The sequence below is a fragment of the Geobacillus sp. TFV-3 genome, assembly GCF_009901865.1.
In the GTDB taxonomy this organism is placed as follows: Bacteria; Bacillota; Bacilli; order Bacillales; family Anoxybacillaceae; genus Geobacillus; species Geobacillus thermoleovorans_A.
The window spans coordinates 256,667-270,824 of the sequence record NZ_MPSP01000001.1 but is presented as its reverse complement, the minus strand read 5'-3'; the positions used below and the strand labels follow the sequence as shown (position 1 = coordinate 270,824).

Below are 14,158 nucleotides of genomic sequence, written 5' to 3'. Positions count from 1 at the left end.
GGCCAAACAGCTAATCCCGCAAGTTTCTCCCCGTCAGTGTCAGAAAGACCGTTTCCAAGTTCGGTGATTTGTCTTCGAGCGAACGGATTTCGACACCGTCATTGATCAGGCATTGCACGATTTGATTTAAATTATTGACGCTGATATCCGAACTGATTTTGATCATATTTTCTTCGCATTGCACTGCCTTGACTCCGCGAATATCTTGGAGATGCTGCTTGTTGAGCCGATCCATCCCCCTGATTTCAATCCAAATGTCTTTTGTATCGGTGATAATCGCTTCCAGCTGTTCTTTTGTCCCCTCTGCGATGATTTTCCCATGATCAATAATCGCGATTCGGGTGCATATTTCCTCAACTTCTTCCATATAGTGGCTTGTATAAATGATCGTACATCCCATCTCATTGAGCTTTTTCACCGAAGCTAAAATATAATTTCGCGACTGCGGATCGATGCCGACAGTTGGCTCATCCATAATGATGAGCTTCGGCCGATGGGCAAGAGCACAGGCGATATTGAGCCTCCGCTTCATCCCTCCTGAGAAATGTTTCGGATAACTTTTGCGCTTATCGCTTAAACCGACAAACTCGAGCGCCTCTTCAACCCGCTGGCGCAGCTCCGCGCCGCGCAGTCCATACAACCCGGCAAAAAATTCAACATTCTCATACGCCGTCAAATTTTCATAGATGGCGATCTCTTGGGGAACAATGCCGATGTGTTGTTTGGCAAACTGGCCATGCTTGGCGATGTCCTTGCCGAGAATCTTGATTTCACCTGCGTTTGGGCGCAGCAACCCGGCAATCATATTAATCGTGGTGCTTTTTCCCGCGCCATTGGCTCCGAGGAAGCCAAAAATTTCCCCTTGCGCAACCGTAAGAGACATATGATCGACAGCGATGAAGTCACCAAATTTTTTGGTCACTTGTTTGATCTCTAAAATGTTCATCGTTCCACCTTCTTTCCATGCTTGGTGCCATTCATTATAGAAAAAAAGATGAACTCCTGTTAGTGCAGGAATTCATCTCGTTGATATGAGAAAGTTCACGATTTACTCATGAATCGGAAGCAACGTCGTGACAGAAAAACCGTTCGTTCCATCGACAATGACCGTGCCATGGACAGAGGCCGCCCGTTCCTCCATACCGATGATTCCAAGTCCTTTCTTGATCTTGGCCGCACCTTTGCCATTGTCTTTCACTTCCACTTTAATGATGCGATTCAAGACGTGAATCTCCACGGCAATGGCGGTGGCCTCGGCGTATTTGACCGCATTCGTCAACGCCTCGGCAATGTTCTCATAAATCACTTTCCATTGGATCGGCGTAATGACATCCAAATCCCCTTTACATACGAGCGGAACCGGGAGATGATGTTGAGCGGAAAATTCCTCAATGAATAATTTCACACGATTCAGTCCGATTTGCTCGAGCGGCGGTTTAATCTGTTTTAATGTCATCCGGATTTGTTCCATGCCTTCTTTGGAAATGTGGATGGCGTTTTCCAACAATTGTTTCGCCTTGTCGCGGTCCCCATCCATCAACCGTTTGGCCGCCTCCATCTGAATGAGCGCTCCAGCGAGCGAGTGGCCGATTTGATCATGGATGCGCTGCGACAGACGGTTCCGTTCTTCCAACTGCAACGTATATTCCGACTGCTTGATGTATTGATGATATTCGCTGATCCTTCTTGTCAGCCGATGCAAATCATGGCGCATCTGATCGAGACGATCTTCTTGTTGTTCCATCCGCTCGATGTGCCGCTTGACTGCCGTCACGCTGACAAAACTGAACAATGCCACAAAGCCGTATAATTTCCCCGCCGATGGATCAAGCCAAACAATCGGAACAAGCAGCGCCGCCCATATCCCCCATAGTCGGGGAATGTAGAACGAAGCCAACTCATATCCATTGAAAGGCAACAATAAAACAAATAACGGCTCCACATAGACGCTCGACAGAATCACAAGAACGACGGAACACAGCGCCGCTCCCTTTTTCCACCTCACATTTCGAACGATAGAAGCAAACAAACTGAGACAAAAATAAATCAGAGAGGACAGGACAAACCAAGATCCTTCCCTCTGTTCCGATGAGATATAATCGAACGCTGTATATCCCCATACAATGAGTTTGTAAAACAGAAGCAAAAGTTCCATAACGCTCCCTCAACCGATTTTTCCTGTTAAGTAATAAACGGCAATTTGCGTTCGATGCTGCAGTCCGGTTTTGTCCAAAATCGATGTGATGTAATTGGCCACCGTTCCCTCAGAGAGAAATAGCTGTTTGGCAATCTCTTTATTCGAAAGCCCTTTCGCAATGAGGGCCATAATGTCCAGCTCTCGTTCCGTAAACAAGCTTTTGTCGATTTTCAGCGCTGGCTCTGTTTCTCCTTTTAGGTTGGACTTAATTTTATCCATCACGATATCTTGCATTACCACTTGGCCGTGATACACCGCTTTGATCGCTTCGCGGATTCGTTCCGGGTCCGTATTTTTTAAAAAATATCCTTTTGCGCCGTATTGAATGGCGTCTAGAATGTATTCATCATCATCAAACGTCGTCAAGATGAGCGGCTTCGTCTTCGTCTGCTCGCATAGGAGCTTGGTCGCTTCCACTCCATTCATGTTCGGCATGCGCACATCCAATAACGCGACATCAACTTCATGATGTCGACAATAGTCCACTGCCTCTCTCCCATTACTTACGGTCGCTACGACGTCAAACTCGTCATACGTGCTTAAGATGATCCGCAGCCCTTCGCGGACAAAAGGATTGTCATCAGCGATCAGCACTTTCATTCGCGGAACATGGGACGAAGAACTATGTTCCATCTTTCTGATCCCCTTTCTTTGAACACTTTCCCACCTACGCTCACGCGTGGAAGTGGGGGGCTTCTTGATTCAGGATGATAAAGCGGCTTTTTGATTTCTCCGAACAATCCCTTTCAATTCTTTTGACGAACGGAGATTTACTTTTTATTTTAATGAATAAGAAGGATTTCTTCCATTGCGGTTCAGGAGATGGGCCAAAGCAAGAGCAGGATATCCGACAAATCGTGTACGGAAATGTTCTTCGGTAAAAGATGAAAAAGGACTGACCCAAAACGCGAATACGTTTTAGATCAGTCTCTCTCTTTTCTCTTTACTGATTTCGTTCTGATTTCACTTGTCCAATAAAGAACAGTTCATACATCACCGGAACGATGACTAGCGTAAGCAATGTAGAAGAAGTAAGCCCACTAATGACTGTAATAGCCAGCCCTTTGGAAATTAACGTTCCTGATGCTTTCGTCAATGCAAGCGGAATGAGGGCAGCCACCGTCGCAAACGCCGTCATTAAAATCGGACGCAAGCGCGTTTTTCCTGCTTCAATGAGTGCATCGCGAATCGTCATTCCTTTTTGTTCGCGATTTTGTCCGATGCGGTCCACAAGGACAATCGCGTTTGTTGTGACAATGCCGATTAACATTAACAACCCGATCATCACACTCACCGACATCGGTTCGTTAGCGGCATACAACCCGAGAAGCGAACCAATCGGAACGAAAATGAGCGAGGATAAAATGATAAATGGAATTCGTGCCTTTCCAAATGTGATCAGCATGGTAACATATACCAGACCGATGGCAACTACCATCGCCAAACCAAGTTGTTGGAACGTCTCAACCGTATCATCGCTTCCTCCGCCGCCTTCCAATGAAACTCCTTTTGGCAAATCAACGTCGTTTTCCAATTTCTCAATGACATCTTCGGTCACTTTTTGGATATTATCCCCGGCAATCTGCGCCGATACACGAGCGAATACTTTTCCATCCAGCTTTTGAATCGATGTATACGTTTCGACTTCCTTAACTGTTGCTAGTTTTGACACAGGGACAAGCCCGCGTTTTGTGAAAATGAGCGTATTTTTTAACACCTCAACAGCATCAACGCGTTTGTCGTATGCCAATTGAACTGTCCGTTCAACGCCATCAAGCGCCAGCGTTCCGACGTCAACCGGTTTCGTTTCATCCGCAATCGTTCCGAGAATTTGGAAGCTGGATACTCCATAAGCCGCTGCTTTTTCTGGATCAATATCGACAATGATTTGTTTTTGTTTATCCGCGAAATTGTTTGTTACATATTTTAAGTCTTTACGCTTCTTCAAGTATTCTTCTACTTGCTTCGCTGCCTTTTGTAAGGAAGCTAAATCGTTCGAATGTAAATCTATATTAATATTATTGTTAGAAGGTGGCCCTACCTGCAGTTCTTGCACGCCAAGCTTTGTGCCCGGCGCCTCTTTGTCAACAATCGTTTGCATGTTTTTTTCGAGCTTTTTTATAAAGGAAGCGACATTTACGCCTTCTTTTAAGCTAATGAAATAGTTTGCCTGATTTTGCCGCTTCAATCCGGTGCGAAAATCGCGGCTGCCAACTCCTGCGGTCACTTCTTTAATTTCCTTTTGCTTGTCAAACATCTTTTCGATTTTTAACGAAACATCGTTTGTTTTTTCAAGCGATGTCGAAGATGGGAGCTCGATGCTGGCGACTAGCGTCTTTTGTTCCTCATTTGGCAAAAACACGAACCCTAATTTGGGCACAAGCGCAAAAGAACTTACAAGCAACACAACCGATATCAATAAAATAACCGCTTTATGGTTTAATGCCCAAGCAATGACTTGTCCATAAACACGCTGCAACGCTCCTTCTTTTTCTTCAGACGGAACTTTTTTGAAAGAGAATTTCGCTAAAATCGGCACAATGGTGACCGCAACAAGCAATGACATAAGTAACGAGAAAACAATCGTTAACGCAAATGGCAAGAAAAATTCACCGGTAATTCCGCCAACAAAGCCAAGCGGCAAAAAGACGACAACGGTTGTAATCGTTGATGAGGTAATCGCCTTTAAAATTTCTTTTGTCGAATCTTGAACAAGTTCATCTGTCATGCCGTGTTTCGACTTGCGGACCCGCCGGAAAATGTTTTCGATGACGACAATACTGTCATCAACGACGCGGCCAACCGCTACCGCCATTCCACCAAGTGTCATGACATTTAACGAAATATCGAGTTGATGTAGGAAAATCGACGCCACTAACAAGGATAATGGAATGGAAACAATAGCAATCACAGTCGCGCGCACGTTGCGCAAAAACACAAGCACGGCAATGGAAGCAAATAGAGCCCCTAATAGTCCTTCGCGGATAAGCGATTCGACAGATTTTTTGATGGCTTCTGCAGTATCAAAGCCGATCGCATAATCAAATTCATCTTTGTGGGCATCTAATACTTTAATAACTTTGTCGGCCACTTCTACCGTATTGGCATCTTGTTTTTTCGTGATCGCCATGGAAAGGGAGTCTTTCAAATTGTAGCGTGTTATTTCTGGCTGCTCTGTCCTCGTTTCTATTTTCGCAATGTCTTTTAATTTTACCACTTGCGATGTTGGGGTAAGCGAGGACATTAACGGCATGTTCTTTAACGCTTCAACCGTTTCCAGTTTTTCTTGCACGCGCACAGGGATTTGCAATGTGTCGGTATTTACGCTTCCAGCAGGGAACGAAAGGAACTTTTCGTTAATCTGATCTTTAATTTGCGATAAACTTAACCCTGCCTGCAGCGCTTTTTGCTTATCAATCGTTATTTGCACCACATCATCTTTCATTCCGCCAACGGAGACAGAGTTAACGCCATTTATTTTATTTAATTCAGGAATCACATCTTGTTCTAATAACTTTTGCAAATCCACATCTTTTTTCGCAAATAAAGAGATGTTCAAAATGGGGGATGAACCAGTCGAAAAACGATTAATTTTTGTTTGAACATGATCAGGAAGTTTTGTATCTTTTATTAATGCATCGACTTGCCTTTCCATTTCATCCATATCGGTATGAAACGGAAACTCAAGGTTGATGATCGCAATGCTTTCAAACGAAGAGCTCTGCATTTTTTTCATTCCCTCAAGGGACTTAAACTTTTCCTCCAGCTTCGAAGTGACCTGTTCATTTATGTCTTCAGGAGATGCTCCCGGGTAAACAACTTCAATCGATAGCTGTGGAAACTCAATATTCGGCAGCAAATCCATTTTCAAAGAAGAGAATGAATACAAACCTCCAAAAACAAGAAGAACAGAAATGATAAATACGGCTACCGCATTTTTTAAGCTAAACCTGATCAAAAAATTCATCCTTTACCATCCTTTCTATTGGATTTGCGGTGTAACGTGATCAATGTAGCAACAGCTACAAAAGCAGCCAGATATATCGGCATATATTTCATCCATTTCAGCCAAGGATCGGGGCCAAGGAGGAGCCGGGCTGCCACCGCGATGATTTCGGATAGAATCAATCCCCCAAGAAACCCGGCAAACAAAGCCGTGAAGAGAGCCAAAAGCAGTTTCTTCATTTCTCTTTTCCTCCTTGTTCCGTAGACCAATTCCTTGTTCCTGACTGTCGCGCCACGTTCCAAGACGCTAAAAATAACCCCAAGGCAATCACCGGATGAAGCGCACCAACGCTTTTCAAGTTAGCGGTGAAGTACTGTGCAAAAATGAGCCCCACTAATCCGGCGCTCTGCCAACACAACGTCTTTGGAAGCCGGCCGGCAAACGCAAAGATAAGCATGAGTATCGGCAATATCTCAAATAAATGTACAAAAGCGATATGTTTCGTCCAATACATAGTATTGGAAAATATAGCCATACCTACAAGAAACATCTGAATAACAATGCAAACAACAAGCCCCCACGCCAGAATCATAAACATCCATCGTGAAAGGTATACCATTTTCTTGCGATGTCTTTCCCTGCCCATGGTCGCCCCTCCGTTTCGCTATTCTTTCCATTTATGTTGAAACATGAAAAGTGCAATGGTCACACAGACTACCGGCAAAAAAAGAATGAGAGAGCCTAATGATACGCCAAACCACTAGTAGCTATATAAGTTGAAATTTTGTTTTACATCCAGCTGACTGCCTTCCACGTTATACCATATCAGCTCGTATTGAGATGAAAGCAGAAACGAAAAATCGGAAATTCTTTATTGCAACTTAGATAATCACGATCGATAGGATCAATCCCCCACCCCATCCCCCTAGTAAAATCAAAAGTGTTTTTTTCAATTTCATCATCTTCTCTTAAATTAAAAGGGTTTTTTCACCGTTCCTTTCCTTATGCATTAAGCGGCCAAAAACGTTAGTCTAGTCAATAACTTGATTTTTCCCGCCCCAATGATGTCATCACACCTTCATGCTATGGTCTCATTCTAACTAGACGATGTTGCAAACTGATGACGAACCTTTGCAGATTCCATGACATTTTCCTACATTGGCCCACATGAGGATATAATGAAAAGAGAACGAAACCAACAGGAGGGAACAAAAAATGCCGCATACGCTGTTATTAGTGGATGATGAAGAAAAAGTGCTCGAATTTATGGAGCCATTTTTGCGGCAGGAAGGATTTGTAATTGCCACAGCCAAAACGGGGAAAGAAGCGCTGCAAAAATTTAAAGAAACGAAGCCATCCCTTGTGGTGCTTGACTGGATGCTTCCCGAGATGAGCGGAATTGATGTATGCCGTGAATTGCGCAAGACGAGCCGCGTTGGCATCATTATGGTCACAGCGAAAACAGAGGAAACTGACAAAATCATTGGCCTAGAGGTAGGAGCGGATGATTATATTACCAAACCTTTTTCACTGAGAGAACTGGCAGCCCGCATTCGCTCGGTATTGCGGCGAATGGAAGGGCAAAACAACCCGGAGAACATGATGAAACGCGGAGAATTGACCATTTCTGAAGAGCAATGCCGCGTATGGAAACGAGGAAATGAAATCGCCTTAACGCCGACCGAATTTAAGCTGTTGCTTACCCTAGCCGCAAAACCAGGTGTCGTCTATAGCCGCTTGCAACTGTTGCAAAGCATTTTTGAAGATGATCTTTTCAACGACGAGCGAACCGTTGATGCTCATATCAGCCGTCTCCGCAAAAAGATTGAAGATGATCCGTCCCGTCCCATCTATATCCAAACTGTTTATGGATTCGGTTATCGTTTCGGTGAACAGATATGAGCATTAGGCATAAGCTGTTTCTTTCGATGGCCGCCCTTATTATCGGCATGGGAATCATGTTTTCCCTCATCATCAAGGTAGTCGTCGTCGATATACTGGACGTGGTACTAAAGGTGGATCGAAGCCAAGAAATGAAAGAGCTGTCGAACATATTTGCCTATTATTATGAAACACATCATCACTCTTGGAACGGTATCCAACATATCCAACTGGATACGACTATCATGAACAGACACGAACAGGCTGGGGTGGTCCTTTTGTCCCTCGAGGGCGAGCAACTATATGCGGCAGGAGAGATTCCTGCGTCATGGATGATTGGACTAGGGACCTCGACCAAAGTAAAAGCACATGGAAAAACAATAGCGTTTTTGCATTATTATGACCGTGAGGTCGGAAATATGGCTAAAGTGCGGCGGGGGATCACGAGTTCTGTCACCACATTATCCTTGCTTAGCGCCGCCGTGTTGGTGTTTCTTTCTCTCTTCATCGCCTTTTGGCTGTCAAAACGGCTCACGGCGCCGCTTAAGTTGCTTATTTACGCGATTGACCGCCTTGGAAAAGGCGAATTCGGCGTTCAGGCGCCGATGATCACTAAGGATGAATACGGAAAAGTCGCTCAAACGTTCAACGAGATGTCCAAGCAGTTGCAACAAGCAGAGGAAGTTCGACGGCGTCTGGTGGCCGATGTTGCTCATGAACTGCGAACACCTCTAACGATCCTCCGCGGAAAACTCGATTGGTTTCAGCAACAACGCCGCCCTATTGAGCCCGAGAGGCTGTTGCCGCTGCAGGATGAGTTAATCCGGCTGACCCGTCTCGTAGAGGATTTGCATCAACTGTCGTTAGCCGAGGCTGGCAAACTGCCGCTCGAACGGAAACCAACGAATATGGAGAGCCTTTTGCAACAGCTCATCGAGCGGGTAGCTCCCAGCGCGGAAGAAAAAAACATTCGTATCCATCTGACTTGTTCGGCCAATCACACAACGATTTGGGTCGATCCACACCGCATTACCCAAGTATTCCTAAACTTGCTGGTCAATGCGATCCGCTATACTCCTGAGGGTGGGATGGTGAACGTGGTGATCGATGAAGAACCCGCTATGTTGCAAATTGCCGTTTCAGATACAGGCATCGGCATTGCGCCGGAGCATTTGCCTTTTTTGTTCGATCGATTTTATCGCGCGGATGAAGCCAGAACGCGAAATCGAGGCGGAACCGGATTGGGGCTGGCCATCGCCAAAGAATTCGTATTGGCTCACGGCGGAACAATCGATGTCGATAGCACCCCTGGCCAAGGGACCACCTTTCGGGTCAAGCTTCCCCGCTGACGATAGAGAAGATGTTTATGGTAGAATGGAAAACAGAAATCAATAACCAAAAGGAGGAATAACCATGTCCCGCGCAAAGAAATGGGTGCAATATTTCCTTTCGCACCGCCATGTCACGATGGAACTGATCAATAAAATCGACGAAGCGCATTATGATTACAAACCGACGCCGACGTCGATGACAGCAAAACAATTGGCGACGCATATGCTGTTCAGCTTTTACAACTTCGCCAACACCGCGAAACACGGCGACGCGGCGCTGTTCCGGCAAAAAATCGAGGATCCAGAGACAAATTTGGCCAAGCTGGCGGAAACGTATACGGAAAAAACGAAACAGCTGCTCGAATCGATGAGCGATGACGATTTCGATCGGACGCTCGATTTAACCGCCATCTTTGGCACACAAATGTCTGCGGCGCAGGTCCTGCAATTGGCGATGGACCACGAAATCCATCATAAAGGCCAGCTATTCGTCTACGTCCGCGGCATGGGGCATACAGACTTGCCGCTGTTTGTGAAACGGGGCTGATCTTCCCCGCTTTCGTTTCATCTACATGGGACTTATCAAAAAAGCCGGCTAGACACCCCTAACCGGCTTCCCCTTTCATCCCCTTAATCAATGGAGCACCCTTCGTCGGTGCACGTTCTGCCTTCATCCGCCGCCAGCGGCTGCAACGGTGACGATTTCTGCTCTTCGGCCCATACTTTCTCCAACGCCCGGCGGAACACGTCAACCGACTGGGCCCCGGAAATGGCATATTTCCCGTTCAACACGAAAAACGGCACGCCGCGGACGCCCAACGCTGCCGCCTCTTCTTCGTCGCGGCGCACCTCTTCTGTATAACGGCCGCCGGCCAACACCTCTTCGGCTTCCACCCGGTCAAGCCCGGCCGCTTCGGCGAGCGCAAGCAACACATCGCGGTCACTGATTCGCTTCGACTCCGTAAAATAGGCATAAAACAGCCGTTCGACGACATCATTGAGCTTTCCTTTCTCTTTGGCGTATTGCGCCAAACGGTGGGCGTCAAACGTATTCGTCGGCTTCATCGTTTCAAAGCGAAACGTAAGCCCGACCGCCTCCGCCTGCCGGCCGATATCGGCATTCGCCCGCTTCGCTTCCTCAACCGTAATCCCGTATTTTTTCGCAATAAGTTCATGAATGGTCAACGATGTTTCTTTTTTCGCATTCGGATCCAATTCAAAGCTGCGGAAGACGATCTCGACGTCTTCCCGGTGCGGAAACTGTGCAAGCGCTTGTTCTAGGCGACGTTTGCCGATATAGCAAAACGGGCAGACAAAATCGGACCAAACTTCGATTTTCATGGCCATCCTCCTCATTTTCGGCCTACGGCTCTGGTGGCGAACCTTCCCTTCCATTGTAGCTGATTTCCGTCCCAATCACCAACAAAAGGAATTTAGGAAGGACGCTTCGCATACATTGTACTACTTATGTCGCTTGGACAAGGAGGATATGATTCATGTACTCCCGTGAACTAGGAGCGTTCCTTTTGCGAATCGTCACCGGATTCATCTTTTTTCGCCCATGGCTGGGTGAAATGGCAGCGGGGGCTTGAAGAAGCGGCGGAATCATTCATCACCATGGGTCTCCCCAGCCTGCTTGCCTACATCGTGACGATCGTGGAGCTCACTGGCTGCTGGGCGATGATGCTGGGCCTTGGCACGCGCTGGATTGCGGCCGGATTTGCGGTCATGATGATCGGAGCGATCGTGACGGTAAAAGCTGACGCCGGCTTGCTCGGCAACGGCCGGGAAACGGGCTATGAATTCAACCTCGCCTTGCTCGCCATGTCGATTTATTTATGGTTAAACGGCAGCCGGCTTTGGTCGTTAGACACTGTCATCGGGCGGCCACGGGGCTGAACGATCGACACAAAAGCGGGTGTCCCACAAGGAGCGGGACACCTTTTTCTACCTATAGATGAAAGGGAATCTGTTTATAGCGCCAAATCCCATTCCTGCTTTTCGACATGCTGCTTCATCCTTTTTCCACTGCCAGCTTGACGACGCGCTCGCCGATGGCCTGAATCAACTCAGGCGGCATCGGGAAGCTGACCGCGGCCGGGTCAGAGGCCACCGCTGGGATGGTGACCGCAAATTGCTCCGCCGTGATCGGGTAGTCGGCAAAATCGGCCGGCAGCCCGATGTCATCGCGCAACGTGCGAATGCGCTCGATCGCTTTGGCCAGCAGCACATCAGCCCCTTGACCGTGGTCATGAAGGCCGAGCGCTTCGGCCAACAACTTTGCCTTTGGCAAATACAAATCCGGAATCGCTTCCATCACGACCGGCAGAAAAACGGCGTTCGCCAATCCATGCGGGATGCGGAACATCGCCCCGTACGCATGGGCGAAATTATGCACCGGGATGGCGTTTAACGCAAAGCTGAATGCGGTAATGCCAAGCAAACTCGCCTGCAGCATCTCCGAGCGGGCGCGAATGTTCCCGCCGTCATGAACCGCTATCGGCAAGTAGTCGCGAATCAGGCGGATCGCCTGCAAGGCGCACGCATCGGTAATGGCGGTCGCCGTCGGCGAGGCGAGCGCCTCAATGGCATGGGTGAGCGCGTCCATGCCGGTAAACGCCGTCACCTTCGGCGGCAGCCCGACTGTCAAATCCGGGTCGAGCACCGCCGCATCGGCATTAATAAACGGATTGATGATGTTCGTTTTTAACCGCAGCTCCTCATTATAAATGACTGCAATCGGTGACACTTCCGACCCCGTGCCGGCTGTCGTCGGGATGGCGATGTGTGGGATCGGCATGAATTGCGCCTGCGGGAACGACTCGTACCGCAGCCCGCCTGGAATCGCCTCCTTAATGTCGCGCAATCCTTTAAACAGGGCGTATTTCACCCCTTTGGCCGTATCAAGCACGCTGCCGCCGCCGACGGCCAGCAAGGCGTCGGCTCCGACCTCGCGCGCATAGCGCACCGCTTCATTGACGCATTCGCTCTCCGCATCCTGGCGAATATCTAAAAAGATGCCGGCGAGCTCCGGTCCCATCCCGTGCGTTGTCAGCCGAAAGATGTCAGCCACTTTCTCAACGACCCCGGCCTGCTCAAGCCCACGGTCAGAAAGCAACAGCACCCGCTTAGCGCCCAGCCCGCGGAACAAGTCCGGCACGAGCGCCCGAGCGTTCGAGCCGGTATAAATGGCGGTGCGCAGCCAAAAGTTCGCTAACGTCGTCATGTTCCTTCATCCCCTTTTACTTTTTCATCATGGCATGCAGGCGAGAAAACAGCACTTGATACCATTTCCGCTTCTCAAGCTCCGGCACCATCGACGTATGCACATGCTTCAGCTGCGTGTAAGCATCAAGCGAATATTTGCCCATCTCGCGCCCGATGCCGCTTTGCTTGTAGCCTCCAAACGGCGCGTCATTGCGAAGCATATGCCAGTCATTGATCCAGACGACGCCAGCCTGCAGGCGCCCGGCAATGGCGTACGCCTTGTTGACGTCGCGCGTCCAGACGCCGGCCGCAAGCCCGTAGATTGTATCGTTCGCCATCGCCACCGCCTCTTCCACGTCATGGTAGCGAATGACCGACAACACCGGGCCGAAAATCTCTTCTTGCGCGATTTTCATCTCATTCGTGACATTCGTAAAAATCGTCGGTGCGACAAAATGGCCGCCTTCACAGCCAGGCACTTCCACTTCATGGCCGCCGCATACAACGGCCGCTCCTTCTTGCTTCCCGGTTTCAATATACGAGAGCACCGTCTCTTTTTGCCGGCGGGAGATGACCGGTCCGACATCGGTCGCCGGGTCGAGCGGATGGCGGATGCGAAGTGTTTTTGTCAGCGCGACAAGCCGCTCGACCACTTCATCGTGCAGTCGGTCGGGCACAAACAGCCTTGTTCCCGATTCGCACAGCTGGCCGGAGTGCAAAAAGACGGCAAACAAACTGCCGGGAACGGCAATCTCCAAATCGGCATCCTCAAGCAAAATGTTCGGCGACTTGCCGCCGAGTTCAAGGGTGACGTTTTTCACCGTTTCCGCCGCCAGCGCCATAATGCGGCGGCCAACCTCGGTTGAACCAGTAAACGCCACCTTGTCCACTTGCGGATGGCGGACAAGCGCCTCACCGACGTCGGCTCCCGAGCCGGCCACCACGTTGATGACCCCCGGCGGCACAAAGGACGAAATGATTTCCGCCAGTTTCAGCGTTGACAACGGTGTGTAGCTCGCCGGCTTCACGACGATTGTATTGCCTGCCGCCAGCGCTGGCGCAATTTTCCACGATGCGATCATAAGCGGCAAGTTCCATGGTGTAATCGCCGCACAAACTCCGATCGGCTCGCGCCAAACAACGTTATGCGCCGGACCGGGGAACGGCGGAATCGGCAGCGTTTCCGAAAACGGGTACTCTTCAACGATGTTCGCCATCGTTTGGAATAGATCGACCGTCTGCAAAATATCGATCGAGCTGATGCGCCGAATCGTCCCACCGCTTGAGATCGCTTCCAAATAGGCGAGCTCTTGGGCGTTGGCGGCAATGGCTTGGGCGATCGCATTCAGCACTCGCGCCCGTTCTTTCGGTTTCATCGTCCTCCAATCGGTCTCATCAAACGCCTTGCGCGCCGCTTGCACCGCTCGATCGACATCGTCCACCGTCGCCTTCGCGACAGTCGCCACCATCTCTCCGGTTGCCGGATTGTATACGGGAAACGTTTCTCCGCTTGTTGACGATTGCCATTCACCATTTATCAAGAGTGGGAAATGTTGCACTTGCACGTGAGTGGTCATGACGATTTCTCCCTTCCTT

13 protein-coding genes are annotated in these 14,158 nt (G+C 48.9%); 4 read left to right on the top strand and 9 right to left on the bottom strand.

Annotation, left to right across the window (positions count from 1 at the left end; all coding sequences use genetic code 11):
- Nucleotides 1-10 precede the first annotated feature (10 nt).
- The 6 genes from BJQ97_RS01400 to BJQ97_RS01375 all read right to left on the bottom strand — a co-directional run bounded on the left by BJQ97_RS01400 (nt 11) and on the right by BJQ97_RS01375 (nt 6,789).
- Nucleotides 11-946, bottom strand: a complete 936-nt coding sequence (locus BJQ97_RS01400) for an ABC transporter ATP-binding protein (protein ID WP_160155227.1) — start codon at nt 944-946, stop codon at nt 11-13.
- Between the two features lie 102 nt (nt 947-1,048).
- Nucleotides 1,049-2,155, bottom strand: coding sequence for a sensor histidine kinase (locus BJQ97_RS01395; RefSeq protein WP_160155226.1), 1,107 nt, complete (start codon nt 2,153-2,155; stop codon nt 1,049-1,051).
- A 9-nt stretch (nt 2,156-2,164) separates the two neighbouring features.
- The gene (locus tag BJQ97_RS01390; RefSeq protein WP_160155225.1) at nt 2,165-2,830 is read right to left on the bottom strand and encodes a response regulator; all 666 of its coding nucleotides are present in this window, start codon (nt 2,828-2,830) and stop codon (nt 2,165-2,167) included.
- 310 nt (nt 2,831-3,140) lie between these two features.
- Complete coding sequence (locus BJQ97_RS01385; protein ID WP_160155224.1) at nt 3,141-6,164, bottom strand: efflux RND transporter permease subunit; 3,024 nt, start codon at nt 6,162-6,164, stop codon at nt 3,141-3,143.
- Nucleotides 6,161-6,382 carry a DUF5957 family protein gene (locus BJQ97_RS01380; protein WP_160155223.1) on the bottom strand — a complete coding sequence of 74 codons (222 nt, stop codon included), beginning with the start codon at nt 6,380-6,382 and terminating at the stop codon, nt 6,161-6,163. The genes BJQ97_RS01385 and BJQ97_RS01380 overlap by 4 nt, the downstream gene beginning before the upstream one ends.
- A complete protein-coding gene (locus tag BJQ97_RS01375) occupies nt 6,379-6,789 on the bottom strand; it encodes a DUF6220 domain-containing protein (protein ID WP_160155222.1) in 411 nt (136 codons plus the stop codon). Before BJQ97_RS01375 ends, BJQ97_RS01380 begins: the two co-directional genes overlap by 4 nt.
- Nucleotides 6,790-7,358: 569 nt before the next feature.
- On the opposite strand from BJQ97_RS01375, the gene BJQ97_RS01370 reads away from it, so the two are divergent.
- From BJQ97_RS01370 to BJQ97_RS01360, 3 genes are all read left to right on the top strand, one after another.
- The gene (locus BJQ97_RS01370; protein WP_160155221.1) at nt 7,359-8,045 is read left to right on the top strand and encodes a response regulator; all 687 of its coding nucleotides are present in this window, start codon (nt 7,359-7,361) and stop codon (nt 8,043-8,045) included.
- 26 nt (nt 8,046-8,071) lie between these two features.
- Nucleotides 8,072-9,373: a sensor histidine kinase gene (locus BJQ97_RS01365; protein WP_236567076.1), complete on the top strand. Its 1,302-nt coding sequence runs from the start codon at nt 8,072-8,074 to the stop codon at nt 9,371-9,373.
- A 64-nt stretch (nt 9,374-9,437) separates the two neighbouring features.
- The gene (locus BJQ97_RS01360) at nt 9,438-9,902 is read left to right on the top strand and encodes a DinB family protein (RefSeq protein WP_160155219.1); all 465 of its coding nucleotides are present in this window, start codon (nt 9,438-9,440) and stop codon (nt 9,900-9,902) included.
- A gap of 83 nt (nt 9,903-9,985) precedes the next feature.
- Here BJQ97_RS01360 and BJQ97_RS01355 read toward each other — a convergent pair whose 3' ends face one another.
- A complete protein-coding gene (locus tag BJQ97_RS01355) occupies nt 9,986-10,696 on the bottom strand; it encodes a DsbA family oxidoreductase (RefSeq protein ID WP_160155218.1) in 711 nt (236 codons plus the stop codon).
- Nucleotides 10,697-10,924: 228 nt separating this feature from the next.
- Here BJQ97_RS01355 and BJQ97_RS01350 point away from each other — a divergent pair, with 228 nt between their 5' ends.
- Nucleotides 10,925-11,254: a DoxX family protein gene (locus tag BJQ97_RS01350; protein WP_407066436.1), complete on the top strand. Its 330-nt coding sequence runs from the start codon at nt 10,925-10,927 to the stop codon at nt 11,252-11,254.
- 115 nt (nt 11,255-11,369) lie between these two features.
- Here the strand turns inward: BJQ97_RS01350 and BJQ97_RS01345 are convergent, their stop codons facing one another.
- Nucleotides 11,370-12,581: an iron-containing alcohol dehydrogenase gene (locus BJQ97_RS01345; protein ID WP_160155217.1), complete on the bottom strand. Its 1,212-nt coding sequence runs from the start codon at nt 12,579-12,581 to the stop codon at nt 11,370-11,372.
- A 16-nt stretch (nt 12,582-12,597) separates the two neighbouring features.
- Nucleotides 12,598-14,139, bottom strand: a complete 1,542-nt coding sequence (locus BJQ97_RS01340; RefSeq protein WP_160155216.1) for an aldehyde dehydrogenase family protein — start codon at nt 14,137-14,139, stop codon at nt 12,598-12,600.
- Between the last annotated feature and the right edge of the window lie 19 nt (nt 14,140-14,158).

What these genes read in the sequence shown, in the direction of transcription:
- BJQ97_RS01400 (WP_160155227.1), bottom strand. Translation starts at nt 946, where the DNA reads ATGAACATTTTAGAGATCAAACAAGTGACCAAAAAATTTGGTGACTTC.
- BJQ97_RS01395 (WP_160155226.1), bottom strand. Translation starts at nt 2,155, where the DNA reads ATGGAACTTTTGCTTCTGTTTTACAAACTCATTGTATGGGGATATACA.
- BJQ97_RS01390 (WP_160155225.1), bottom strand. Translation starts at nt 2,830, where the DNA reads ATGGAACATAGTTCTTCGTCCCATGTTCCGCGAATGAAAGTGCTGATC.
- BJQ97_RS01385 (WP_160155224.1), bottom strand. Translation starts at nt 6,164, where the DNA reads ATGAATTTTTTGATCAGGTTTAGCTTAAAAAATGCGGTAGCCGTATTT.
- BJQ97_RS01380 (WP_160155223.1), bottom strand. Translation starts at nt 6,382, where the DNA reads ATGAAGAAACTGCTTTTGGCTCTCTTCACGGCTTTGTTTGCCGGGTTT.
- BJQ97_RS01375 (WP_160155222.1), bottom strand. Translation starts at nt 6,789, where the DNA reads ATGGGCAGGGAAAGACATCGCAAGAAAATGGTATACCTTTCACGATGG.
- BJQ97_RS01370 (WP_160155221.1), top strand. Translation starts at nt 7,359, where the DNA reads ATGCCGCATACGCTGTTATTAGTGGATGATGAAGAAAAAGTGCTCGAA.
- BJQ97_RS01365 (WP_236567076.1), top strand. Translation starts at nt 8,072, where the DNA reads ATGGCCGCCCTTATTATCGGCATGGGAATCATGTTTTCCCTCATCATC.
- BJQ97_RS01360 (WP_160155219.1), top strand. Translation starts at nt 9,438, where the DNA reads ATGTCCCGCGCAAAGAAATGGGTGCAATATTTCCTTTCGCACCGCCAT.
- BJQ97_RS01355 (WP_160155218.1), bottom strand. Translation starts at nt 10,696, where the DNA reads ATGAAAATCGAAGTTTGGTCCGATTTTGTCTGCCCGTTTTGCTATATC.
- BJQ97_RS01345 (WP_160155217.1), bottom strand. Translation starts at nt 12,581, where the DNA reads ATGACGACGTTAGCGAACTTTTGGCTGCGCACCGCCATTTATACCGGC.
- BJQ97_RS01340 (WP_160155216.1), bottom strand. Translation starts at nt 14,139, where the DNA reads ATGACCACTCACGTGCAAGTGCAACATTTCCCACTCTTGATAAATGGT.